Genomic DNA, 26,838 nt, shown 5'->3' on the forward strand with positions numbered 1-26,838 from the left:
CGACAGCAGGGACATACTGTATTAGATGAATTTCAGCTTAAAGGTGACACCTAACTGACGCGGGTCGCCATAACGGATGTATTGCTTGTCCGCCCAGTCCTGATCCGGTTCATTACCAAAATAGAACCCACGGACGCCATATTGTTTGTCAAACAGATTACGGCCCCAAAAATACAACGCCCAACTTTGAGCATCGTAACCCACCTTGGCACTGACAATGGTGTAAGGCTTAGATTGCGAATCGTTACTGTCAGAGTAGTAAAACTTATCCTTGCCGCTGGCATTGATATTGACAAACCAGCCCTTGTCAGCATGCCAGCTGCCGCCGACGCTATAGGCCCAGCGTGGAGAATGTGCCAGCTCACGGCCACTGAGATCGACGCTAGTGCCGTATTTATCGTGATAGAGGTACGTCCCGTATGCCGTCTGCAAATAACCAACACTGCCGTAAAGCTCAAGAGAATCAGACAGGTACCAGTTAGCTTCCAGTTCGGCACCATAATTTCGCGAACTACCGGCGTTATCGGTAAACAGAATAAAACGCTGCTGGTCGACGGGATCTTGCAAAGAAGCTGAAACCTGCTGGTGGCGGCGATCCATATAAAACAGCGCTAAACGAGTATCAGCTGCCCCATCAAGCCACTGTGATTTCAGCCCAAGTTCATAGTTGTAAAGGGTTTCGGCATCAAACTGCTTTTTATCTGCTAGCGACTGTGGCAGTGTCATGTTAAAACCGCCAGCTTTATAGCCACGAGCAACGCGGGCATATGCCTCCTGCCCTGTCGTCAACTGTTTTGACAGCGCGATATGACCACCCCACATGTTTTCGGATGGACTGAAATTATCGGCATTGCTGTCACTGTAATCACTACGACGCTTCTCAAGTCGCAGCCCTGTGGACAAACGATAACCCTGGCCTAAAGCGCTATCTAACTGGCCAAAGATCGCGTAGTTATCCGCATTATAATCCGATTGCAGTACCTCATCCGGCCAGCCGTTGTATTCGGAATACAGGTCATTGTCTTCATGCAAATCCATTAGATAGATGCCCGCAAGCCAGTCAGTGCTGCCAGCAAAAATTCGCCCAGCTTCATTAGAGGTGATACGAAATTCCTGCGTAACCGTGCGGCGCTTGCCTTGCTTATCCCACCAGTAGTTGTACTCACAAGCCTCGCCGTCACAATCACGCGCTGCCCAGTATTCGGGATTGGCCCAGTCTCCGTCATAGCCATTATCGAAATGACTATTCGCCCAACTGGTGAGAGAAATCAGCTCAAATGATTCAAAACCGCTGTAATTGAGTTTGAGACTGGCACCTGTGGTGCGCTGACTGTCTACACCCGGCTGATCGGTTAGCGTGTGTTTGCCATTATTATCCAGCGTCCAGGCATCATAGCCATTGTCAAAATCGGCGTGCAACACAGTGAGATCCGCTTGCAGATTGTCGGTAGCGTACCAGCGCAGTTTCAAACGTCCGCTGAATTCATCCCGCTGGTTGGTATCATCACGCTGCAGATACTGGTTATCCATGTAGCCATTCTGCTTATGCTGTTGCAGTGCCACACGGTACAGCAACTTGCCCGAATCAGTTAATGGCCCAGAACTGTAGCCGCTGAGAGTACGCAGATTGTCATCCCCGAGCGATAGCTCCAGTCCATGCTCAAACACTTGGGTAGGATCATTACTTTTGAGATAGATAAGCCCGGCAAGCGCATTGGCACCATAGCGAGTACCCTGTGGACCACGCAACACTTCAAACTGCTGCAGGTCATACAGGCTGGACACAGTTCCCAAACCAGAAAGGTCGATGTCGTCCACGATAAAACCCACCGAGGAGTTGGGTGCGCCTTTGTAGTCTTCCTGTTCGCCCACACCACGGATCTGGAAATAACGCGGCCGCGATGTGGCACCCGACCAATTGAAGTTGGCAACATTGTTGATCATGTCTTCAAAGTGTTCGGCGGCCTGGTCATCAATCCGCTGCTGATCAACCACTGTTACACTGGAGGGCGTGCTTTCGACCGATGTTCCTCGAAAGTCAGCACTGACCACCATCACCTCAATGGGCGAGTCTGCAGTTTTGAGCGAATCACTGTTACTGGGATTATCGGCGGCAATGACCGGGGCACTCAATGCCAGTTGTACGGCAGTGGCAATAACACCCGGATAAAAAAATTTAGACATTTGGACCTCAAATATTTGCATGTTTGAGATCCGGCATGGGATAAGCGAAGTGATAAGTACACAAATTGTGGCCCATTCCTACGCCGGTACTAGCCGGATCAGGTTCTAAGGGTTCGTCATAAGACATCTCAGTTCACCTGCAAAAACAGGAAAACACCCCTTGGCGCGAGTCAGTATACCTAAATTTGTTAACTAATGAAGTGCTATTCGGCAGAGATTTACTAGGCGTGGTCAGAACAAAAACTTAGGGTTTTAACGGAGAAGGCAGCTCTACAGCAAACATCCTATCAATTTCGCCGCGCGTGACCATCTGCTGCAGCTCTTGTTGCAATTTGCCAACAAACTCCTGGTGATCAGCATGTTTGGAAAACCCAAAATAGACGGGTACATGATTGGCATAATGCAGCGCAGCGTAATCATAATCACGGAATCCAAGACGCTGAAATGCCGCTTCAATACTGCTTTTATCAATTACCGCAATATAATCAAAACGGTTGGCAGCAAACATCTTGGCAAGATTGGTGTCATCAGCCGCCTGATACTTTTTTAACCGGGGATCGTCATTGATAAATGCAGAATAATAGGTGCCTAACTTCACGCCAAGCGTACCGGCAAACAATTGCTGTTCCGTATCCAGCTTAGCGTATTTATGTTTGATGAAGATAATCGGGTTGTCTTCTACCGCGACTGGGCCAATAAAGGCGGTATAGTGCTCACGTTCATCATTACGGATTAGCCGCGGCACCAGATGCACTTCGCCGGATTGTAGCCGATGCAGTGAGCGCTGGAATGGCATTTCCTGCCATTGCAGCTCGCAACCGGCCCGTTGACAGGCAAGTTCCAATATATTAACCAAGTCGCCGGAAAATGTTCCTGGTGTTTTGCCATAGGTCATCAACGGCGGTCGCAAACGAAAATCTGCGGTGAGCAACACCTGAGACTGCGCTGCCGATGACATTAGTATCAGTAGAGATAGCAGTATCTGATAGCCTTTATTGCCCATCGCATTGCCCATCTAAATCAATGTCTGACGTCATTACAGCGCGCCTGATTTTACCATTAATGGTTATGAATCAGACAGTAACAGCTTTTTATCAGACTGCAGCAAGTGTTAGCAAATACCAGATAATGCTCACAAAAAAAGCCTGCCGGGCAGCCCTCCACGGCAGGCTTGGACACACAAACTCTTAATAATGATAGCTGACGCTCAACCGTAACATGCGAGGTTCTACCGGATGATAGTGTAAATCTTCGACACCCTCGGCATCTTCACCGGACAGACGAGAGCTGTACCAGTAGTCAATATCATGGTCGTCACTGTTAAACAGGTTAAGCAATTCCGCCTTCACGTCCCAATCCTGATAAGCATATCCGAGCGACAAATTAACCAGGGTTGTCGCATCAGCTTCATGTTCTTTGAAACTGTCCAGCGTCCGTTTTCCAAGATAGCGCAGTCGCAGCGCAGCGTGGATGCCCGAGGCATCTGGCTCATAGTTAATACCGGCACTGGCAACCCATGGGACAGTGCCATCGACATACTTACCCTCTAGGGTCTCATCCTCGGTAAAGCGGGCACGGGTTACTGCCAGTTCCGCATCGACACTGAAGGCATCACTCAGCCAGTAATAGGCAGAGATCTCGAGTCCATAACGCCGAGAAGCTCGACTGGGTTCAGTCGTTCCGGCATCGCCCACATACAGCAGTTCAGAATCCAGATCCAGATACCAAAATGCGGCCGAGAGATTGATGTATCGCCGATCATAGTAGCGAAAACCCAGTTCTGCCCCGGTAGAACGTACCAGCAAATCCACCTTGTTCACTGCTTCACCAGTGGCCGGATCGACTTTGATAGTAGCCCCTCGCGCATCGTTAGAATGAAAGCCCTGCCCGGCACTGGCATAGAGCTCCAGATCATCACTTACCAAGTAAGACAGACCACCTTTCAGGCTCCAGATACCATCGTTAGCATTACCACTGTTTAATGTGTTATCGCTATCCACATCAGCGTTGTAGTAGTCATAGCGAGCGCCGAGGCGGAACTTGATGTCATTGGTCAACTCGGCTTCCAGCTTGCTAAACAGACCGCTGGAAAACTCATCCACTGCGTCATCTCGCACGGTACCAATCTGCTGCCTAGCTTTGGTGTGGTACAGCGCCACTTTACCAATATGATCATAGCGAACATCAATGCCGGAGGTGATATCCGTCGTAATGCCGAATGGTGCTACATGCCAGTCACGCGCCAACTTGCCGCCCCAAATTTCGCGGTTATCCATTTGCTGAAACTCATCGCCATCTACTGGATTATCGAGAAAATAGGTGAAATTAGAAAACAAGTTCAAGCGTGAGCGGATCACATAAGCACTGGCTTGCCAGTCACTGTCAACATAACTGGCCGACAAACTGTAACGGCTGGAATCCCCACCCAAATCCGTATCCAGCGAACCATATTCATCAATAATACCGGCAGTTACCGCACGTTCAGGGATCTGATCGGCTGAGTTCCAGTCATTACTGTATGCCATTGCCGTGACGGCCAGTTGTCCATTACCTACGTGTGTCAGATAACGGCCAACAGCGTTCACTTTACGGACATCTTCTTCTACATCACTCCAAGGGCCATCGTAACGTTGCAATTCGCCGCCAAAAATAAACTTGTTATCCTGCCACTGCTGTTGCCCGGTCGCCAGCAAGCGTTGATAGCCATATTCCCCCAGCGTTAACGCCATTTGGCGATAAGGCAAATCGTCTGTCAGTGAAATAGCCGCGGAGCCAGCGCCCGAGAAATCCCCCACTTCAGGGTAATATGCCCCTTTGTAGTAATGGATCTGCCCGATTAACTCGGGGATCAGAAAGTTGAGATCGGTATAGCCCTGACCATGACCGTGGCTGCGCATATTGATGGGCATACCATCAACCGAGGTTGCGAAGTCGGTGCCGTGATCTAGGTTGAATCCCCGTAAAAAGTACTGGTTGGCTTTACCCGAGCCACTGTGCTGAGTCACCATCATTCCCGGCACAAACTCCAGCACCTCTCCCGTACGCAGTAATGGCCGAGCTTCAATCTCGCCCTCGCCCACTATGCCCTCAGATGCGGAACTACTCTGCCCTAACAAATTGAGCTGCCGTCCAAAAACTGCTACCCGTTCAATGGGCTGTGAGGCTGAGGTAGATGTTTGAGTGGTATCTTCTGCCTGCACCAGTGCCGCGACAAACAGCACGGGCACCCCGTAAATTACTGTTGAAGTCAATTTCACATCAGTTGTTATTTGGTTAGAAAATTAGCGCGAGGGAAAAGTTTAAGGACTTTTAGTATTACGAAAATTGATCAAAGTCATACTTAATAATATTTTCTATAAAAACGTAATACCTGAAACAAAGAGGGAGTTCACACCTTTAAACAAATTAAATAAAAACAGCAGCTTATTATTAAGCAATCATATTGTTATAAGACGGGTAATACCTTAGTAAGATAAACGATGAGCTTAGAACAAAAAAACGCTTAATCGGCAACGGAATCCAACCGCCACAAAAACCTGCGTGGTGCCCATGCGCTGGAACAGCACCACACCATCATCAGCGAAAACTCAGGAATGGCGTACGCGTACTGGCGAGTGTTTCTGTAATTTACGCTGTAGTGTGCGCCGGTGTAACCCCAGTGCCTTGGCGGTCGCAGAAATGTTACCGTCATTTGTCAGCAATGTGCGCTGGATATGTTCCCATTCGACCTGCGCTGGTGTCAGCGGTTGGGTATCCCCAACAGAGTCCACCTCAACGCATCCCTGCAACCGTTGCAGTATTTCGTTCAGGCCAACCGGTTTTGCCAAATAATCGGTGGCCCCGCGCCGCATCGCTTCGACAGTTGTGGCAATACTGGCATAGCCAGTCAACATAATGAGATGCGTTGGCTTAAAATGCTCCTTGAGCGCGGGGATCCCCGCGATGCCTGATTCTTGCTCCAGCATCATATCCAGTAAAATGGCGTGCACCCGCTGCGCTGGGTGGTACAAGGCAGTGGCAATCGAAGTATAAATTGCCACCTCATAGGCCCCCGTCTGCTGCAAACGCCGCTGTAACACTTGCAAGTAGCTAAGGTCATCATCAATCACTATGATTTTCTGCATGAAACTCCAGTGGTAGCTCAACAAGGGTAACTATCATATCGCCTTCACGACACCAATTAACCTCACCATGAAATTTTTCAATGGTTGCGTTGGTCAATACCGCGCCAACACCATGACCACCATCGCTGGGCAATAACCGGAAACCAAGCTGTAGCAGAAGGTCTGGTGACACTCCGTTGGCAGGGTTTTCAATTTTTAGCCGCCAGTGGCTGTCCGTTGTATTGGCAGAAACGTGAACCAAGGCAGCAGCTTGTCCCTGCGCAGCTTCACAGGCGTTGATGATAATATTGCTCAACGCTGGCAATAGCGTACCGTCGGCGTATATTCGTCTCGACTCGGCGGTAATAAGCCAGTGCCAGCGGATGGGGGTTTCTGGTCGGGCTAATAACAGTAAATGTTGCAACGAATGCCACAACTGTTTAATCGCGTAAGGTCGCAATCGGGACTCGCGCACATCGTCAGCAACCTCACGCCAATTACGCAATTGCTGTTCAACACGCTGCAATTGCACATCCAGTTCTGTCAGCGCAACACTGGTAGTTTGTTGCTCTTTAATTTCGTCGATCAATAAGCGCATAGACTGTACCGGGGTGGCGACATCGTGAGTAAGCTGGGCGGCAGCAGTTCCGATGGCTAGCAACTGCTCGTTACGCAGTTGCCGCTCCCGCAACTGATGAATCGCTTCCTCGCGTGACGCTAACCGCTGCCGCAGATACCGCACCACTGCCGCTACCAGCACAGCAGTCAAAACAAAACCCACCACCATACCGTAGTAATGGCTGAGCATCATCGCCGCATGGTCGCCATGTCGAGGCAATAGCCATAACTGGCCAATTTGAAAGGCAATACTCACACTCAGCACCATTGCGGCGCTAAGCCAAGACAACAACATAAAAGCCAATACTACGGGTAGCAACAACACAGCATTAAATGGATTACTGGCGGCACCATTTATGGCTATCACTGTATTCACCAATAGCACTTCCGCCAGCAACAGAAACAGCATTTGCCTGGGTGATGGCCGGCGCCACAGCAGCATCACGATCAACAGCATCATTGCGGTTTATTCCACTATCTATTTGCCAACAGCATACATTAAAAAGCGCAGCTGACGCCAAACTCCAAAGAGCGTCCGGCACCAGCCAGTTGTGGGAAGCCCTGACTGCTGTCGGCCTTATATTCCGCAATACTGACGCCGCCGAGTGGCAACTCATAGTTATGATCAAGCAAATTATTGACGGCGAATGTCAGAGTAACCCCCTGCCATTGCAGACGACTGCTGATATTGAGCAGCGAATAGGCGGCCGTAGCATTTTCCAATCGACTAATATCCACACGGTCTTTAGCAGCAACCCATTGCCAGGCAATACTATTTTGCCAGTCCCCTAACTGTTGCTGCAGCGCCAGTTCTGTTTGCCAAGGTTTTATCTGATATAAAGGCTGACCGCCATCATCTCGCTCACCATGTGTCGCACTGACACTGGCATTTAGCTGCCACAGTCCCGTGTAATTATCTGCCAGACGATAAACGCTGCTGACACTGCCACCATAGAGCGTCGCATCCAGATTAGTAAATTGCAGCAAATTACGCTGGCCATTGGCTAAACCACTTTTATTGAAACTGCCTATCACATCTGCATCAATGTAATCTGTTACCTTGGTGTACCAGACTGTTGCTGCCAGTTGCCAATCATCGGCAAAGGCTTTGTAAGCAAAGCTCAATGTGTCGGCCGTTTCCGGCTTAAGGGTAATATCGCCAACATAACCGTTGCCATCACCAAACCAACCTATCATGGTGGCCGCCATGGTCCCTCGTCCCCAACTGTATCGTTCGTATAAATTGGGCGCACGATTCTTGCGGGCGAGTCCCAATTGCAGTTGCTGCCCGGTCGTCAGTTGGTAGCGCGCCAACAAGGTGACATCCAGCAGATTGTCACTACGTTTACGATCAGTGGCATTAAACGCACTGGCCGCCGCAGCATCGGCATTGATCATGCCCATCATCGCCATGGTGTTGTAGGCTTGAACGTCGCCTGCATTGGTCGTCACATATTCATACCGAACACCGGCAGACCACCACCAGCGCGTAGTCGACTGTTGTTGCCATTCGCCAAATACCGCCGCCCGTAAGCGCCTACCATCATTAATATTGATATAGTTATTGGGCCCCATCATGCTGGAACCTACCACCGCCGGCCACTCATCATCCAGTCGGTAATCATAGGTTTCCTGCCCCAACAACAAGGTATCTTTGGCACTAACAGGCAAACGCCAGTGCAACTGATAGCTGTAATCATCGCCGTCGGTATTCATCGGCATCATGCCGGTTTTCTCAGGGCTGAAAAACCCCATTTTATGGCTGACACTATGCCAGTTGGCCTGGGCGCTGAATTCACCATCATCGGCTAACTGCCGCTGATAGCGAGCCAGGACCCCATAGCTGTGGTTGTCCGTCATATCCATATATTGATTAGCAAAACCCTGAAACGGGATGTTTTGATGTGTTAGCTTCACCGCAAATTGCTGAGTTTGATCGCGCCAGGCAGCCGTCAGCGCATGATTCTGTGCCCGGTACAAGGTGTCCAGCACTTTGTCACCATGACCATCTCGATAACTATTGGCATCTTCATACGCGCCCTGATAATCAACACTAACGCTGTTGCTGGACAATTTAACGCCAGCCCCGAGTAACATAGCATCGTTAACGCTGTGGTATCCGGCTGACACATATCCACTTTGCCACTGCAGCGTGTCACTATCGGCAAATATGGGATTAACGCTGCTGACCTTGATAACGCCAGCGATATTATCGCCACCAGCGCTCACGGGCGACACCCCGGCTACTACATCAACAGTAGCGACTTGATTTGCCGAAATATAAGACAAGGGCGGGTTCATCTGGTTGGCACAGGAGGCGGTAACATCACTGCCATCGATAAGCACTTTTACGCGATCGCCCATCATGCCGTTAAGCACAGGCAGCGCTGACATACCGCCCGCAGCAGAAAAATCAACACCTTGCTGGGTTAATAGGGTATCGACCGCCCCCAGAGTACTGTGGTGTTCAGGTTGCTGCCCCAGCACTTGTAGTCGTTCTATGGGTTGATTGGTATAGTCGTCAGCCAACGTAGGCATCGACCATGCCAGGCCAACAGCAACCGCGATAGCAGAGGGCTTTCGGTAAAAGTGGTATTCCTGTTGTTGAGTATTTCTGCGCACAATGATCACCTTCAATGTCAATCATCTGGGAAAATTGCGCGCATTATAACGAGAGCTGGATCACAGCTGGCGTGGCATATTGTCGCACCCTGACAACAGCCTGAACTGGCGTCGACATCTTGCTAAGCGGGTATACAGTCGGCAGCAAGGCTCAGCGAGCCGTAGCCACTTATGGAAACGGTAGAGGCTATATATAGCGGAAGATTAAACTTATCTAGTGCTTACTGATGCAATTTTATTGGTTTGGTTACTGAGAACCAACGGCTTGAAGTCCGCCACACTAGAATGGCTGGCAACAGCATGACAGCGATAAAATGACACAACAGCTGATAAGCATAAAAAAGGCGCCATTAGGCGCCTCCTCTTGGATTGGCGATTACGCGAAAGAGTCGCGTAAGGCCACGGTACGGTTAAACACCAGATGCTCTGCAGAAGAATCCTTACAGTCAGCACAGAAGTATCCTTCACGTTCAAACTGATAAGCCTTTTCAGCAACGGCGACTTTCAGATCTGGTTCCACAAAGCCATGGCGAATCTGCAACGAATCAGGATTCAATGCCTCATCTAATGTCTCAGCGCCAGCGGGATTGGCGAGGCAGAACAAACGATCGTATAAGCGGAATTCTGCTGGCAAGGCACTGGCTTGTTCTACCCAGTGGATCACGCCTTTTACTTTACGACCATCAGCGGGATTAGTACCTTTAGTGTCAGCATCATAGCTGCAATAAACCGTGGTCACATTGCCCTGTTCATCTTTATCACAACGTTCCGCTTTAACGATGTAAGCGTTGCGCAAACGGACCTCTTTACCGAGCACTAAGCGTTTATAATGCTTATTGGCCTCTTCGCGGAAATCTTCTGCGTCGATGTACAGTTCGCGGCTGAAAGGTAATTGGCGCTCGCCCAGTTCCGGTTTATTCGGGTGCACTGGCGCACTGATGATTTCAGTCTGCCCCTGCGGGTAATTTTCAATCACCATGCGGATAGGATTAATCACTGCCATTGCCCGCGGCGCGTTATCGTTCAGCTCTTCACGAATACAGGCTTCCAGCATACCGATTTCTACTAAGTTATCCTGTTTGGTGATACCAATACGGTCGCAGAATTCACGAATAGATGAAGGTGTAAAACCACGGCGACGCAGACCGGCAATCGTTGGCATCCGCGGGTCATCCCAGCCATTCACCAGTTTACGGGTAACCAGTTCATTCAGTTTACGCTTGGACATAACGGTATATTCAAGATTCAGCCGTGAAAACTCATACTGACGGGTACGGCCGTCATAATTGAAATCGTCCAGATGATCCAAAACCCAGTCATACAGTCGACGGTTATCCTGGAACTCCAGCGTACACAGACTGTGGGTAATATGCTCCAGCGCATCAGAGATACAATGGGTGAAGTCATACATGGGGTAGATGCACCATTTATCGCCAGTCTGATGGTGATGGGCAAACTTAATGCGATAAAGTACCGGGTCGCGCATGCACATAAAAGGCGATGCCATATCAATTTTAGCGCGCAGACTACACTCGCCTTCCTTAAAGCCTCCGGCACGCATTTTTTCAAACAGTGCAAGGTTTTCTGCTATCGGCGTATCTCGATAAGGACTGTTTTTTCCCGGCTCTTTCAAGGTACCGCGATATTCACGCATCTGTTCACCATTAAGGAAACAGACATAAGCCAAACCTTTGTTGATCAGTTCAACTGCATAGCCGTACAGAGCATCGAAATAGTCAGATGAATAATGAATATCACCACTCCACTGAAAACCGAGCCACCGCACGTCTTCCTTAATGGAATTGACGTAATCGATATTCTCTTTTTCCGGGTTGGTATCATCAAAACGCAGATTGCATTGTCCTTGATAGTCGCGGGCAATACCGAAGTTCAGGCAAATAGACTTTGCGTGACCGATATGGAGGAAACCGTTAGGCTCCGGCGGAAACCGGGTGTGCACACTAGTGTGCTTGCCACTGGCCAAATCCTCATCAATGATATTGCGAATGAAGTTACTCGGACGTACTTCAGTGTCCAGCTGACTCATGTAATTCCTCTTTGCGAACCGTGCAATCGTTATAAAACGGGCATGATCCTACAGATCATGCCCGCTGACAATGCTTCTAGGATAAAAACTGTCGTTACGTCCGTCAACGTTCTGTCAAAAAGAAAAAGCAGCAAATAGCGCTGCTTTTTCAATCAAATGTCCAATCATTACTCGGTGATAATTTTTATCCCAGGAATGAGTTGTTGCGTCCGTTTCCCTTTGCGTTTCAGCCAAGCGTAGAAACCTACCAATGCCGCAGCGAAAAATGCAATCCAAGCAGCTGACTGCAACGGATGCTCGGGAATGGTGGCCGCTTGATAAACCACTGTTGAGGTACCATAGGCCAGCGCTAAGGTCCAACTCGCAGCAAAACCGGCCCAGCGCGGTCCAAATTCATTCACCAGCGCCCCCATTGCTGCCACACATGGGGTATACAACAGAATGAATAACAGGTAAGTGAACGCCGACAACTGACCACTGAACCCGGTTTGCAAGGCACTGAAGGTAGTTTGTGCCACACCCTGTTCTTCCGCTGCCTCATTCAGATTATCAACGTGTCCAAGCGACAACGATAAAGGATCACTCGGATTGATCCCCAAGAGGTTCTGCGGAATAGTGGCCAACGCTTCTTTAAAGCTGTCGGTCAGTGGCGTCAGTTCCCCTTTATCCTGCCCATGACTGCTGTATAAATTATTGAGAGTGCCAACAACCGCTTCTTTGGCAAAAATACCGGTGACAATACCAACCGTCGCCTGCCAGTTATCCTGTTGCAAGCCCATGGGGGCAAACACTGGGGTAATTTTCTGGCTGGCAACACTCAACAGAGATTCCTGACTATCTTCATGACCAAAGGTGCCATCGGTCCCGATGGAGTTGATGAAGTTCAGCACTGTGACCACCAGTACAATGGTTTTGCCAGCGCCGAGGATAAAGCTCTTGGTACGTTTTCCGGTACGACCTAACACCATACGCGGCTTTGGTAACTCATACCCTGGCAGCTCCATGACTACCGCACTGCTGTTACCCGGCAGCAATGTCTTACGTAACATCAGTCCAGTGCCAATGGCAGCAATAATGCCAATGATGTACAGCAAAAACACCAAATTCTGACCAGAGTTAGGGAAAAATGCTGCGGCAAACAGTGCATATACAGGTAACCGCGCACCGCAGGACATAAAGGGCGCCATCATGCCGGTCACAATACGTTCACGTTCGCTGCCCAAAGTGCGGGTCGCCATAATCGCTGGCACGGAACAACCAAAACCGACAATCATGGGCACAAACGCTTTGCCGGGAAGGCCGATACGCCGCATCAGGCCATCAACCACAAACGCCGCACGTGCCATGTAGCCTGAGCCCTCAAGCACTGACAACGCCAGAAACAGCGCGGCAATCACTGGAATGAAGGTACAAACGGTCTGGATCCCCTGTCCGAGTCCGCCCGCCAACAGGGTGATCAGCCATTCAGGCGAATTAACGCTCTGTAGCCAAGCCCCCAGGTGATCCACAAACAAGGCACCCGCAGCAATATCGAAAAAATCGATAAAAGCGCTGCCGACATTAATGGCGAACATAAATGTCAGATACATCACCAGCAGGAAGATCGGTACCCCCAGTATCGGATGCAATACAACCTGATCCAAACGGTCGCTCAGGGTGGGTTTATCTTCTGTGTGAATCGCCGCCTGATATAATGCTTCGACAAAATTAAATCGGGTGGCGGCTGCATGAACTTCAATGTCCTTGCCTTCTCGTGCCAACCTTTCTGTGCATTGCTCAACTTCCTGATCATTGCTACCGCGATGGCAAGCATTACAGCCCTTGCCATTAGCCAATTTTGCCAGCGCCCGGCCACGGCTTAGATTGGGTTCGGCAGCACGCAACGCCGCTACACTTGCTTCAATTTCCTGACCATAGTCCAAGATTAACGGTGCTGAAGATACCTGGCCTTCGAAAAACTGCACCACCAAAGCCTTCACTTTTTCAACATCTTTAGGCTCGCGGGACGTCACACCAATCACCGGACACCCGAGTTCTTTACTCATGGCCTCAGTATCAACTTTGATACCCCGTTTAATGGCCGCATCAATCTTATTCAGCACCACCACCATGGGGATACCGAGCTCCCGCAACTGAACGGTCAAATAAAGGTGACGTTCAATATTGGTGGCATCGACCATGTTGATAATGCCATCCATTTTTTGGGTTGCCAGAAACTGCTGGGCTATTTGTTCATCTAGTGAACAATCGCAGTCACTTTCTGATGGCAAAATATCGTAAATGCCGGGCAGATCCGTCAGGTAAACATCAACACCGTTGAGTGTGAACAGACCGGTTTTCTTCTCAACCGTGACGCCGGCCCAGTTGCCCACTTGCTGATTAGCACCCGTCAGGGCATTAAATAGAGTTGACTTACCGGCGTTGGGATTACCAACCGTGACACAATGAAACTGCTTAATCATTGGCCTTCTCCACTTCGATGATCTGTGCCAATTCTTGGCGCACACACAATTTACTACCACGGATTTCAAGTTCCAGACCTGATCCCATCGGTGCGCGACGAATAAGTGAGAAATGAGTATCGGGCGTGATACCCAGTGACAATAGCTTGCGCTTAACGGCGGATGGAAGCTCCAGACGTCCAATATCGGAGATTTTTGCGCGATCGCCGGGGTTCAATTCACTTAACTTCATTGCCTCTACCACTTTGACTGCCTTACAGCCGCTAACACGACTGCTTCCGCGTGAATTATTAGCGCCAGTTGTAAACGATAATAATTTTCAATTGTGTCCGTATTATGTGACAAAACCCTGAAGGAATAAACGGCCAGATGAAAATAAACTGCTGTTTGTAGCAACTTTGTGTGCTTGGTCAGAAAAACAGGGAACGAGCCGGATTTCAGATAATCAAAAAATGACCCACATCAAAACTGCTAACATGCAAGTACTGCAGAGATTGTACTGCTTTTCCAGCGAAAGACATGCGGCCAAATATAAAAATATTAGACAGTGCACATAAACCACTCACTGATATTAGGCAGCCGTTGCTGAGTGTCTCTGACTATGGTTGCAGGCAGAAACATCTTAGTGATTGTCCTTTTTAAACTTATCCGTAGCCACGAATACCGGCTTTAAACATTTGTCCAGAAACCAAGTTACTCCTTTATAAATAGTCAGATCTCAATCACATAACCCGGCTAAAATAACTGCGTATTGCCTTACATTTGGATAGCCTTATGTATGGAAATCTCACTCCACTCACTGCAGCGACAATTCTAAAATCAATGCCCGTTACAGTGAGAACAACAAACCTTGCAGGGATACATAATGATGAAACGGTTTAATTTCAATGCCGCGAGCAAAGCGCTGTTGGGAGCCGGTCTATTGTCTTTAATGCTCGCCGGTTGCGGAAGCGACGGCAAAGACGGTCAGGACGGTGCCCCCGGTGAACCCGGATTAACCACAATCAACATCGACAACGCCACTACGCTGAATGCCAATTTTACCGACGCCTCGATTTCTGATGGCAGCGTAAGCGTTACCTTCTCTCTGACCAACGCCAACGGCGTTGCAGTGGTGGGACTCACCAAGGATTACGATCTGCGCTTTGGTATCGCCCAGTTAACTCATGTGGTTGATGCGGCCACTGACACCAGTGCCGGTTTTGACCATGGTTACCAATGGCAATCCTATATTAATGTGGTCAAGCAACCGACCGATGTACCAACCAACGTAGACAATCTTCATCCTTCTGCGCAGTATCAGGCCGATGTTGAAGTGGCTAAAAGTTGCGATGATTGTCTGAAGGATAATGGTGATGGCACCTACACCTATACCTACCAAACCAATGTTGCCAACGTCACTACGCCGCTGACCGTTACCTACCATGCCGAAGATACTCAACGTGCCACGCTTGAACTCAAACTGACATCGCTTGCCGTCAATGCCCATTTCGACTGGCAACCTTCAAGCGGGATGACAACGGGGATCCAAAGCCGCAACGTGGTATCAATCAACGCTTGTTATACCTGCCATCAGCCTGACAGCCTTAAAGCTCATGGCGGTCGTCGTCTGGATCTTGAAAACTGTGAAGCTTGCCATACCGCCACTTCTGGCGATCCTGAATCAGGTAACAGTATCGACTTCACTTATATGATCCATGCCATTCACCGCGGTAGCGAGCGCCATACCTATGACGCAGATGGCAACGAAGTGGCAGATCCTTATAAAATAGTGGGATATCACGGTGCTCTAGAGGATTTTGGTGAAGTCAACTTCCCGCAAACCCCCGCAGCAAATTGTGCAGTATGTCATGTCCAAGGGAGCAACGCCCCTAGTGATGCGGCACTGTTTACCCAAGAGAAAAGCAATACCGCATGTATCGCCTGTCATTCTGAAAAACCCTCTGCACACCACAGCAGTACCGACTGTATGTCTTGCCACAATGCCGAGTCACCATATGCTGGCACTGGCAGCGCGGTTAAACGTCATGGCGATGTGTTAAAAGCCTATACGCTGGCACAGCAGATGGGAGTCAAGGTGACTGATATTGGGCTAGACGCCAACAGCAAACTGACCTTCAAAGTACAAGTGTTGGATGCCAACGGCAATGCCGTAGATCAGAGTTTCGTCAGTCAGAGCAGTCGCATGGTGGTCGGTTGGGATATCGACAAAGACTTCCCGGCATACAATGACGCATCCTACAGCAACCGCCGCACACGTCTGAGCGAAGGTAGCTATGATGAGGCTACCAAGACCTACACACTGACATTGAATAACATGAACATGCCAACAGATGCCAAAGGCAAAACCTTTGAAATCTGGTCAACGCTGCAAGCTTGCTTCAATAACGGCGGTTACGGGGTAGACGACGTACAACTTACAGCCTGCAGTGCCGATGGAGTCCGCACCGTATATATCAAACAGGATCCTTATCGTTTTGTATGGGGCGATACCGGAGTGGATGACTCAGGCACAGTCGCAACCCGTCGGCCTATCATTGATGCCAACAAGTGTCTGGGCTGTCATGGTAAGGCAATTGTGCACAACGACAACGGTGTTAACTGTCAGGCATGTCATACCCCTGATAAAACGCTGACAACAGATAACAGCTACCCAGGCGGTAAAGTGCCAACCAGTTTTGCCTTCAAAGTGCATGAACAGCCAGGTCACTATCTGAAGTATGCCGGTCTGGGGTCAGGCACCGTGCTGAAAACGGATTGTCAGACCTGTCATACCGCTGATGGCATTGCGTTGGGACGAGATGCACAGCGTGTATGGCGCTACGGTGATACTACCAACGGCGGAGCAGAAATATGGGTGTCTTCCGATGCCGGGGCCTGTTTGAGCTGCCACCAACAGTATCTGACCGACTCAGGTAAATCTCATATCGAAACCAACGGCGGCATCCTTGATGGCACCAGTGCCGACGATGTGAAACAGCGAGCCGCTGAAACCTGTAATACTTGCCACACACCAGCACAGTTGCTGAAAGTTCACGGCAATTAAGCTAATACTTAACTGCATGACAAACGAAGGAGGCAATATGCCTCCTTCATTTTTTGTAAACAGTAAGTTATATAGTTTAACAGGTTATTCAGCAAAAGCTGTAGTACAACTAGAACAGCACAAATAACCCTTTTTAAATAGAAGGATCCAAGTCACACATTAACGTCTGTTTAGAAGCATTTATTGATATTCTGAGTTAGCCTTTTCGTGGGAGATACTTTATCCAGCATGGGTCAACAAGCTGATTACAACACCTATCTATCGGTAATAAACCGGCAGAATGTTGACCGAGTGCTTCCACATTGCAGGGAAAAAATAATGATGAACGCAAGTAAATCGAAATATGCGCTACTGCTGGTTGCCGGTGCGTTATCCATGGCCCTTAGCGGCTGTGGCGGCAGCGACGGCGCAGATGGTGCAAGCGGTTCTGATGGTGCTGCCGGAGGCAGCCCCGCCATGACCATCAACAATCTGAATTTTACTTTTTATGACACTACCGTTCAGGATGGAGTTGCCAGCCTTCGTTTTCAGGTGACCAACCAGGACGATAAAGCTGTGGTTGGTTTGCAGAAAATGCGTTTTTACGCCCTGCAGCTGTTGCCTCAGGGGGCAACTGGTGTCGGTAATGCCAGTCAGTGGCAATATATCGTCGATGAGACCTGTGATCTTAGCAGCAGCTGTCCAGGTACTTTGGTTGATAAGAAAAATGGGGTTTACACCTACTCTTTCGCCACCAACTTTTTAGATAGTGCTGGCACCCGCACCACATTTAATCCAGAACTGGCCCAGCGCTTTATGATCCGTGCGTATAATACGCCTCTGCCAGATGGCACTGCGGTTCCTAACAGCAATGCTTTTGTTGATTACACTATTGCAGGTAATGAACCCGGATATTCCCGCAAAATAGTGGCCACCGCCAGCTGTAACAAGTGTCATGGTGACGTCAGTACCGCTCACCACAGTGGTTCATACAATGACGTTAACATGTGCGCCAGCTGTCATACACCGAACCGTTTGAGTAACTCAGACGATCAATTCAGCATGTTGATCCATGCCAAACATTTTACTTTGGGTGACGAAGGTGTACCGGCCCCAGTGTATGAAACTGATGCACTGAAAACCTGCAGCACTTGCCATAGTGATCAGGGTGAGCTGACACCAGACTGGGGTAACTGGTCTAAAGTACCAACAGCCCAAGCATGTGGCAGTTGCCATAGCAATATCGATTTTGCTAAAGGTCAGGGACATAGCCAACAGTCTGATAACTCCAACTGTGTTGCCTGCCATAACAGTGAATGGACCGAGCAAGTTCACTCTACTGACTATCAGAACAGAAAAGCTGTCATCGCCAAAGTAGGTATGTCAGCGACACTGGTTGCGAACACTGATGACTCTGCCACCCTGAGTGTGACATTGCTCGACAGTGAAGGAAAGCCGCTGGATGCCAGCACTGAACTGAGCAAGATCAAACGCTTGGAAGCCGTTACTAACGTCGATCCTGAATTCCCAGTAATGGGCTACATCGCTAGCCCTGGCTCAGGCAAGGCCCATGACAGCAAAGACCTGATTGCCGACAACGCACTGCAAAGTGATGTTAGCATTGTTGACGGAAAACTGGTTTACACCACACAGGTTCTGCCATTTGGTAGTGGTGCGGCTGATACTGCTTTCAGCTTTATCGGCTTGGAAATGTGCACCAGTGGCGCAAACTTGGTGAACTGTACTGCTGACAGCGAAACCACTAGCATGAAAGCGCAGTTAGCTTTTGGTACAAAATCAGGCAGTGCACCGACTCATCGCCACACTGACTCAGTGAGCTTCGCAGGTTGCCAAAACTGTCACGGTGAAACCTTCCAGTTACACAAAGGCCATCACGCAGGTTTTGTGCTCAGTGAACAGCTGGGACGCGAAGTCAATGGCAAGATGACCGTAGGACTGGACGGCTGCGTAGCTTGTCACACTCCTGATGGTACTTACACTGGTGGAGCCATGAGAGGCGCATTTGAGATGAAAGTCCATCTGCTTCACAACGAAGTTGGGGTGATCACCCAATGTACCCAGTGCCATAATGACCTGAATCTGGATGCCTTCAAAAACAAAGGCGCACTGGCAACCGCTGCGGGCCAGTACACCACACCAATCACTGCCGTTTGTACTTCCTGTCATGCACTGGGGTCTGATGGTTTGCACTCTCAAGCAACGCTTGAAAGCTACGGTGCAGTTGTTAACGGTGATTACACCGCCGCCAACCAGGCCGCGCAGTCAGAAACCTGTTTCTTCTGCCACAAACCAACAGCAGCAGATCATACAGTGGTCAATATGTAATTTGCCCGGACCCGCAGGGAGGCGTTGCCTCCCTGCCTTCAGCCAAGTTTGGACAAATCAAGGATGCAAACAATGAATACAAACCAAAAGATACAGACAATGCTGAGCACCACGCTGATGGCAGCAGTGTTGTCTTTCGGGCTGACCCACACTGCTCATGCAGCAAAATGGGATGCCAAAATGACACCCGCCGAAGTGGAAGCAACGCTTGATAAGAAGTTTGCCGAAGGCAAATATTCCCCTAAAGGTGCTGACACCTGTCTGATGTGTCACCGTAAAACTGAACATGTTATGGACATTTTTGAAGGAGTTCATGGTGCTGTTGACTCCAGCAAGAGTCCTATGGCTGGTTTACAGTGTGAAGCTTGTCACGGTCCACTGGGCAACCATAACCGTGGTGGTAATGAACCGATGATCACCTTTGGTAAAGGCTCAACGCTGTCGGCACAGAAGCAGAACAGCGTGTGTTTGAGTTGCCATAAAGATGACAAACGGATGAACTGGGATGGCAGTCATCATGATAATGCGGATGTCGCTTGCGCCTCTTGCCACACAATCCATGCCGCCAAAGATCCGGTGCTATCAAAAGCCACAGAAGTAGAAGTGTGTACCAGTTGCCACACCAAGCAAAAAGCAGACATGAACAAACGCTCTGCACATCCGCTGAAGTGGAACCAGATGACCTGTACCGATTGCCACAATCCACATGGTACCAGCACAGAATCTGACCTGGTAAAGCCATCCATTAACGAAACCTGCTACAGCTGCCATGCTGAAAAACGTGGACCTAAGTTGTGGGAACATGCGCCAGTGACCGAAAATTGCGTGACATGTCATAACCCTCACGGTTCAGTCAATGAAGCCATGTTGAAGGCCCGTGCACCACAATTATGTCAACAGTGCCACGCCAGCGATGGCCACACCAGTAACGCCTATTTAGGCAATACCGGCCTTGGATCTACTGTAAATGGCAGTGCCTTTACTGGCGGAAGAAGTTGTCTGAACTGCCACAGCCAAGTACATGGTTCCAACAACCCATCCGGCAAGTTGCTGCAGCGTTAAGGGAGCAGGAAGATGAAATTTAATATTAATTTGATCACTATTGCTTTACTGGCAAACGCTGGTGCAGCAATGGCGGCTGACGGTTATGGTATCGCCGATGCCAATACTGGCAGCATCAATATGAAAAACTGGAAATGCAGCGCCTGTAAAATTGAAACCGGCGCTAGCGGCCAGGTTGGTGTAGGTGTTGGTTACAACGACAGCGATGATATTCATTCTGCCAATGCTCTCGCAGCAGAGAATGACGTTGTTGGGAAAGTTGATGCAGATATTCGTTACCGTGGTAAAGATGGCTATCAGGCAGAAATCAAAGCCACTAACCTAGGGATGGAAAACGGCCGAGCTGAAATCACTTCTGGCAAAATTGGCAAGTACAAAGTCTCTGCCAATTATCGTCAGATTGCGACCTACAGCAGCGAAACTGCACTGACCCCCTACTCTGGCATTGGTACTGATTATCTGTCACTGCCAAGCAACTGGGTAACCGCTGGTGCGAGTGACAGCATGACCGCATTACCATCCAGCTTGTCACCCTTTGAACTGTCACTGAAACGCAAACGTTACGGACTCGGTTTTGAGTATCAGGCCGATCAGCTGTGGAGCACTTTTGTGCATTATCAGCGTGAAGACAAATCGGGGGTAAAAACTACCTCCGGCACTATCTTCAATCAATCAGCCATGCTCCCCGAGCCGGTAGATTACAGTACCGACACCGTTGAAGCTGGTATCAAGCTCAAAGGCGATCACTGGTTTACCGCCCTAACCTACAACGGCTCGTTTTTCCGTAACGATGATCAGAGCTTGGGCTTTGACAGCGCCTACACCCCAACCTTTGGCGGTGCAACGGCAGGTTATAAGTCGCTTGATCCCGATAATAATGCCCATACTGTGTCGCTAAGTGGTCAGTATAGCGCCGATGGCAGTGTTGTGAGTGGACGGCTGATGATGGGCCGCATGACTCAGGATCAGGATTTTGTTACTTCTGGTTATAACTACGCATTACCTGAGACAAATCTGGATGCTGAAGTGGACATCACAGGTATGGATATCCGTGCGGTAAAACGTATCAGCAATGATCTGCGGATTTCCGGTAGTTACAACTATTATGACCGTGACAATCAGACTGATGTTTATGAATGGACACAGATTAGCGTTAATAACGTCACCGGTAACGCCGTTTACAATACACCTTATGACTCTACTGTTCAGAAAGGCAAATTGGCCGCTGATTACCGGATTATTTCTGGGGTAAAACTGACCGGTGGTTATGATTATCGCCGTGACGAACGCAATTACAGCGATCGTGAAGTCACCGATGAGAACAGCGTGTGGGCGCGCTTGGCTGTTAGTGCCTTGGAACACTGGAATATGTCGCTCAAAGGCAGCTATGGCAAGCGTGATGGCTCCGATTATGAAGCCTCACAATGGACATCCTCTGAAACCAATCCATTACTGCGTAAGTATTATCTGGCAAATCGTGACCGTAAAATGGTGGAAGCGCGGGTAACACATTCACCCTTGGATAACCTGACTATCGATTTTGGTGGTCGTTATGCATTGGATGATTACAGTGACACCGTTATCGGGCTGACAGAATCCCGTGAAGTCAGTTATGACGCCAGCGTGAACTATCAGATACTGGAAGACCTTAATCTGAATCTGTTCTACAACCATCAGACCATCAAGAATGAACAAGCGGGTGCCGCCAACTTCAGCACTGTTGCGACCTGGTTTGCTAATACTGAAGACAAGGTGGATGTTGTGGGTGCAGGAGTCTATTACGACAATCTGTTAGAGAAAAAACTGCGCCTGGGATTGGATTACACTTACTCAAAATCTGATTCAACAACCAAAGTACGTCAGGGTGTGACCGGGGATTATGGCGACTACTTTGCTAAAGAGCAGGATGTCAATGCCTACGCCCAGTATCAAGCCACTGAGAAAGTTGCACTGCGCCTTGATTACAAGATGGTGAAGTATGAAGACAACGATGCCGCTAACGATCTGGCCGTTGATGGGATCTGGAATCTGATAAGCTTTGGCGATCTCAGCCACGACTACACCGCGCATTTAGTCATGTTGAGCGTAAACTACAAGCTTTAGTCCCAAGCAACCACAATGATTGAAGCCCGCTTAATGCGGGCTTTTTCTATGGTGGCATCTCACCTATCCCTTTCACTTGTCAGTTCACAGTAACAGCAGATTTCACTTGCTTCGCCACCGCAACCAAAGTAAATTACATTTTATTAACATTATATCTACTATCTGTTCCAACGACAGATACCGATGCCACTTTACCTTGTGATACTCAGGCGGAGGGACCCGCCCAATTTTTTTAGTTAATTAGTGGTATTCGTGTTCGACACTTTCAAACAGCCCTTGCAACTCGCGTCCGTTTACGACATGGTATGGCGGATCATTTATAACAAACACCTTACGGTATGAATTTCAGCTCTTCTTTATGTGGACGCTTGGCAATAGGAGCCTCACTGGCAACCATAACACTGCCAGTTTTTGCAGACTCCACCAATGGCGTTTTAGCCAGTGTCTTTGTCATCTTGGGGCTTGGCGGATTCACACTTGTGAATTTGGCTTTGCAGTTGCTGTTTTACTTCAATGGTCAATACAGCAGCCGACGTTTTGTTACCACTCATACCACGCTGTCATTGCTAATGCCGATACTGGCCGCGGTGATGGTCCTAGAAGATAACAGCTCAACGGCCTACCTCACGCTGAATTTGGGGTTAATTATTATTGCGGCCTCATTGGCCTTATTGCCATTACAGTTGCAGAATTCGGCTCGTCGTAGTGGTAATCATGCGGGCTGGGTGTTACTGAGCGCCAGTGTCTTTTTGTTATTGCTGTCTTTGCTCGCCTGGCCGCTAGTTATTTTGACGTTGTTAATCGGTTGGTTTTCACTTAATCAACAGCCAAAACCATCAATATTGTTTCATGTTATGCGTTGGATATTGTTGCTACTAAGTGTAGGTTGGTGCCTCTACAACCTCTATCATTTGTGGCAATTGCTGCTAGGAAGCTAAATCCACAATGGTTATAGCCGCATCGGCGATTTTACTGCAACAGATTAATGATTGTCGTTTATGCCAGTCACATCTGCCACTGCCCCCGAAACCCATTTTGCAGGCTGCGGCTCCCGCTAGAATTCTCATCGCAGGCCAGGCCCCCGGGCGGATTACCCATGAGCGGGGACGGCCGTTCGACGACGTCAGCGGTGATAGATTACGACAGTGGTTAGGTGTCACGCGTGAGCAGTTTTACAATCCCGACTTGTTCGCACTGGTGCCGATGGGTTTCTGCTATCCTGGTACCCAAGAAAAAAATGGTCGACGGCAAGGTGATTTACCACCACGACCTGAGTGCGCCGCGGCGTGGCGGCAGCCACTACTCGCGTCATTGCCCAATATTCAACTGACATTACTGCTGGGGAAGTATGCCATGGCCTGGCACTTGGCCGGCAATCCGCTAGCAAAAGCTAACTTGTCACAGGCGGTTGCTGCTTGGCAATCGTTGTGGCCACAGATGCTGGTACTGCCCCATCCCAGCCCCAGAAATCGTTTGTGGCTGAAACAGCATCCACTGTTTGAGCAAACCCTGTTACCTTTATTGCAGCAGCGGGTAGCTGCGCTGATAAACGGATAGCCCCATGTATTTCCTTGATGCTGCAACCGCGCAACAGATTGTCGATCGCACCATGCGGATCATTGATCACAACATCAATGTGATGAACAGTCAGGGAGTGATCCTCGGCTCTGGTGACAGCAGCCGTATCAATACCGTTCACGAAGGCGCATTACTGGCCATCAGCCAGAATCGCACAGTGGTTATCGATGATGGCGGTGTACACAGTCTTCATGGCGTCAAACCCGGTATCAATCTGCCCTTGCATTATCACGGACAAATCATTGGCGTAGTGGGGATTACCGGCGCACCAGCGCAACTAATGCAATTCGGGGAACTGCTGAAAATGACCGCGGAGATGATGGTGGAACAAGCCAACTCCCTGGAAGTGGAGCAGTGGCGTAAACGCCAGCGCGAAGAGTTTATTTTGCAGCTGATCCGTCATGAGGGCAGCTACCCCGAGGAGATGCAAACCTGGGCCAAACAGCTGCAGATTGATTTAACTGTGCCACGGGTAGCTGCGGTTATTGAGCTGCAAGCACATGAACTGCAGCACACTAGTCTGCGCGATATTCAATTACTGCTGGAATATCCACAACGCAACAATCTGGTGGCGCTGACGGCATTGGATCAGTTAGTCATTCTTAAACCTGCATTTCTCGATGGTTGCAGTTGGGACCCGTCACTGGAAGACATTCGTATTGAGAAGTTACTGGCTCGGCTCCCAGCGGACACCAAGGGCAGACTAAAAATTGCCTTGGGGCATTATTTTCCCGGCGCTGGCGGTATTGTCAGATCCTATCGCACCGCCTGTGAAACCTTGGCACTCGGCAAACGGCGGGCACCGGAGCAAACTAAATATCTTTATCAAGATCATGCGTTGCCAGTGCTGCTCTCTGGACTGGGCGATGACTGGCGGGGTCAAGAGCTAGCGGCTCCATTCCGCTTGCTGCAAAAACGCGATCGGCGCGGTGTTTTGACCAAGACACTGCAAGTCTATCTGCAGCATTTTGGTGACCAGCAGCGTTGTGCCGATGCACTGTATATTCATCGCAATACTTTGCGTTACCGCCTCGAAAAAATCACCCAGATTACCGGTATTGATCTCAACTCACTGGATGGGCTATTACAGCTCTATCTTGGCGAAGTACTGGAACGCCTACAATCCTAGTATTTTGTGCAAATGACCAAAAAAATGTCGTTTGTGACAATAATTTCCGTGATCATTTCCAAAGCCTTGTCAGCCCCAAGTCCCGCATAATGGCGGAGTCCTTGTGCCTGTTGGCCGCCAGGATATAAACGCCTAAAGATAAACCCGAATAACAAAAAATTAAGGGACCATCATGAACCTGGTATTGATATTACTGGGAGTGATCATCTTCATTGTGATCGCTACATCCAAACTTAAGCTTCATCCGTTTCTAACGCTGTTGCTGGCAACGTTTATCGCTGCACTGTGCTTCGGTCTGCCACTCAAGGATATTGCCAAAACCATAGGTACAGGTTTCGGCGGTATTCTAGGGTATATCGGTCTGGTGATTGTATTGGGGACAATCATCGGCACTATTCTGGAAAAAAGCGGTGCCGCCATCACTATGGCCGACTCGGTGATCAAATTGCTGGGTAACCGCTTCCCGACCCTCACTATGTCCATCATTGGTTACATGGTGTCAATCCCGGTATTCTGTGACTCCGGGTTCGTTATTTTGAACAGTCTTAAACAATCGATGGCGAGTCGCATGAAGGTGTCCAGTGTCGCCATGAGCGTGGCACTGGCAACCGGTTTGTATGCAACCCACACCTTTGTGCCACCAACACCTGGGCCTATCGCAGCAGCGGGAAACCTAGGACTGGAAGACAGTTTGGGATTGGTTATCGGTGTTGGCCTAGTAGTCGCCGTTGTCGCTGCACTTGCGGGATTGCTATGGGCTAACCGGTTTATGAAAGATGAACCAGAGGGCGAAGGTGCCGAAGAACTGGTGCATCAGGCAGAAGAGTTTGAGAAAGTAAAAGCTGCTTACGGCAAACTGCCCAGCGCGCTGGCTTCCTTTGCCCCTATTTTTGTGCCGATTCTGTTGATTTGTATCGGTTCAATTGCCGCCTTTCCATCCAAGCCTTTTGGTACTGGTAATGTATTTGCGCTGCTGCACTTTTTGGGACAACCGTTGAATGCTTTGATGATAGGTCTGCTGTTGTCGCTGTTGCTGCTCAAACCAGAAAACCGTATGAAAGAGTTCTCACAACGGATTTCTGAAGGTCTTACCAGTGCAGCCCCCATTCTGTTGATCACCGGTGCTGGCGGCGCCTTTGGTGCTGTTATCAAAGCCACGCCAATTGGTGATTATCTGGGTACTACCCTGTCGGCATTGGGGATTGGCATCTTTATGCCATTTATTGTGGCGGCGGCACTGAAATCCGCGCAGGGTTCTTCCACTGTGGCGCTGGTGACTACCTCTGCGATGGTTGCGCCAATGCTAGAATCCATTGGCTTAGGTTCGCAAATGGGCCATGTGCTGACTGTGATGGCCATTGGTGCTGGGGCCATGACAGTGTCTCATGCTAATGACAGTTTCTTCTGGGTGGTTACTCAGTTCAGTCGCATGAGCGTGTCACAAGCCTACAAGGCTCAGACCATGGCCACCTTAGTACAGGGCATTGTAACCATTATTTTTGTCTGGTTGCTCAGCTTAGTACTGCTGTAAATATTCCGATTTGCTGCCGTCCATCAGG

Annotated in this window: 18 protein-coding genes and 1 riboswitch; of the genes, 8 read left to right on the forward strand and 10 right to left on the reverse strand. The window is 49.3% G+C overall.

Going from position 1 to position 26,838, the window contains the following annotated elements:
- Positions 1 to 21: 21 nt before the first annotated feature.
- From IE064_RS01930 to IE064_RS01970, 9 genes are all read right to left on the reverse strand, one after another.
- Positions 22 to 2,184, reverse strand: a complete 2,163-nt coding sequence (locus tag IE064_RS01930; protein WP_189615904.1) for a TonB-dependent receptor — start codon at positions 2,182 to 2,184, stop codon at positions 22 to 24.
- 58 nt (positions 2,185 to 2,242) lie between these two features.
- Positions 2,243 to 2,355, reverse strand: a riboswitch (TPP riboswitch).
- 73 nt (positions 2,356 to 2,428) lie between these two features.
- Positions 2,429 to 3,187, reverse strand: a complete 759-nt coding sequence (locus IE064_RS01935) for a substrate-binding periplasmic protein (RefSeq protein WP_189615906.1) — start codon at positions 3,185 to 3,187, stop codon at positions 2,429 to 2,431.
- 184 nt (positions 3,188 to 3,371) lie between these two features.
- The gene (locus IE064_RS01940) at positions 3,372 to 5,441 is read right to left on the reverse strand and encodes a TonB-dependent receptor (protein WP_373295238.1); all 2,070 of its coding nucleotides are present in this window, start codon (positions 5,439 to 5,441) and stop codon (positions 3,372 to 3,374) included.
- A 330-nt stretch (positions 5,442 to 5,771) separates the two neighbouring features.
- Positions 5,772 to 6,308 (reverse strand): response regulator transcription factor, encoded by a 537-nt coding sequence (locus tag IE064_RS01945; RefSeq protein WP_189615909.1) that lies wholly within the window; start codon positions 6,306 to 6,308, stop codon positions 5,772 to 5,774.
- Entirely contained in the window at positions 6,286 to 7,365 is a 1,080-nt protein-coding gene (locus IE064_RS01950) for an ATP-binding protein (RefSeq protein ID WP_189615910.1), read from the reverse strand. The genes IE064_RS01945 and IE064_RS01950 overlap by 23 nt, the downstream gene beginning before the upstream one ends.
- 38 nt (positions 7,366 to 7,403) lie before the next feature.
- Positions 7,404 to 9,527, reverse strand: a complete 2,124-nt coding sequence (locus tag IE064_RS01955) for a TonB-dependent receptor (RefSeq protein ID WP_229799830.1) — start codon at positions 9,525 to 9,527, stop codon at positions 7,404 to 7,406.
- A 376-nt stretch (positions 9,528 to 9,903) separates the two neighbouring features.
- Positions 9,904 to 11,574: a glutamine--tRNA ligase gene (gene glnS, locus IE064_RS01960; RefSeq protein WP_189615911.1), complete on the reverse strand. Its 1,671-nt coding sequence runs from the start codon at positions 11,572 to 11,574 to the stop codon at positions 9,904 to 9,906.
- Positions 11,575 to 11,741: 167 nt separating this feature from the next.
- Complete coding sequence (gene feoB, locus IE064_RS01965; protein ID WP_189615912.1) at positions 11,742 to 14,036, reverse strand: Fe(2+) transporter permease subunit FeoB; 2,295 nt, start codon at positions 14,034 to 14,036, stop codon at positions 11,742 to 11,744.
- Positions 14,029 to 14,268 (reverse strand): FeoA family protein, encoded by a 240-nt coding sequence (locus tag IE064_RS01970; protein ID WP_133037734.1) that lies wholly within the window; start codon positions 14,266 to 14,268, stop codon positions 14,029 to 14,031. The genes feoB and IE064_RS01970 overlap by 8 nt, the downstream gene beginning before the upstream one ends.
- 633 nt (positions 14,269 to 14,901) lie before the next feature.
- Here IE064_RS01970 and IE064_RS01975 point away from each other — a divergent pair.
- The 4 genes from IE064_RS01975 (at position 14,902) to IE064_RS01990 (ending at position 22,572) form a co-directional block, all read left to right on the forward strand.
- Positions 14,902 to 17,082 (forward strand): OmcA/MtrC family decaheme c-type cytochrome, encoded by a 2,181-nt coding sequence (locus IE064_RS01975; RefSeq protein WP_189615913.1) that lies wholly within the window; start codon positions 14,902 to 14,904, stop codon positions 17,080 to 17,082.
- 318 nt (positions 17,083 to 17,400) lie between these two features.
- Positions 17,401 to 19,407 carry an OmcA/MtrC family decaheme c-type cytochrome gene (locus tag IE064_RS01980; RefSeq protein ID WP_189615916.1) on the forward strand — a complete coding sequence of 669 codons (2,007 nt, stop codon included), beginning with the start codon at positions 17,401 to 17,403 and terminating at the stop codon, positions 19,405 to 19,407.
- A 99-nt stretch (positions 19,408 to 19,506) separates the two neighbouring features.
- Positions 19,507 to 20,469: a DmsE family decaheme c-type cytochrome gene (locus IE064_RS01985; RefSeq protein ID WP_373295242.1), complete on the forward strand. Its 963-nt coding sequence runs from the start codon at positions 19,507 to 19,509 to the stop codon at positions 20,467 to 20,469.
- Positions 20,470 to 20,481: 12 nt separating this feature from the next.
- Positions 20,482 to 22,572 carry an MtrB/PioB family decaheme-associated outer membrane protein gene (locus tag IE064_RS01990; RefSeq protein WP_189615921.1) on the forward strand — a complete coding sequence of 697 codons (2,091 nt, stop codon included), beginning with the start codon at positions 20,482 to 20,484 and terminating at the stop codon, positions 22,570 to 22,572.
- Positions 22,573 to 22,903: 331 nt separating this feature from the next.
- Here IE064_RS01990 and IE064_RS18220 read toward each other — a convergent pair whose 3' ends face one another.
- Positions 22,904 to 23,026, reverse strand: a complete 123-nt coding sequence (locus IE064_RS18220) for a hypothetical protein (RefSeq protein ID WP_268244722.1) — start codon at positions 23,024 to 23,026, stop codon at positions 22,904 to 22,906.
- Positions 23,027 to 23,051: 25 nt separating this feature from the next.
- On the opposite strand from IE064_RS18220, the gene IE064_RS01995 reads away from it, so the two are divergent.
- The 4 genes from IE064_RS01995 to IE064_RS02010 all read left to right on the forward strand — a co-directional run bounded on the left by IE064_RS01995 (position 23,052) and on the right by IE064_RS02010 (position 26,810).
- Entirely contained in the window at positions 23,052 to 23,510 is a 459-nt protein-coding gene (locus IE064_RS01995) for a hypothetical protein (protein WP_165900068.1), read from the forward strand.
- Positions 23,511 to 23,517: 7 nt separating this feature from the next.
- Complete coding sequence (locus tag IE064_RS02000; RefSeq protein ID WP_189615922.1) at positions 23,518 to 24,129, forward strand: uracil-DNA glycosylase family protein; 612 nt, start codon at positions 23,518 to 23,520, stop codon at positions 24,127 to 24,129.
- 4 nt (positions 24,130 to 24,133) lie between these two features.
- Positions 24,134 to 25,279 carry a sugar diacid recognition domain-containing protein gene (locus IE064_RS02005; protein WP_133037741.1) on the forward strand — a complete coding sequence of 382 codons (1,146 nt, stop codon included), beginning with the start codon at positions 24,134 to 24,136 and terminating at the stop codon, positions 25,277 to 25,279.
- A 172-nt stretch (positions 25,280 to 25,451) separates the two neighbouring features.
- Positions 25,452 to 26,810, forward strand: a complete 1,359-nt coding sequence (locus IE064_RS02010; RefSeq protein WP_133037742.1) for a GntP family permease — start codon at positions 25,452 to 25,454, stop codon at positions 26,808 to 26,810.
- Positions 26,811 to 26,838 lie beyond the last annotated feature (28 nt).

Source organism: Shewanella fodinae, from assembly GCF_014651955.1.
GTDB classification, from domain to species: domain Bacteria; phylum Pseudomonadota; class Gammaproteobacteria; order Enterobacterales; family Shewanellaceae; genus Shewanella; species Shewanella fodinae.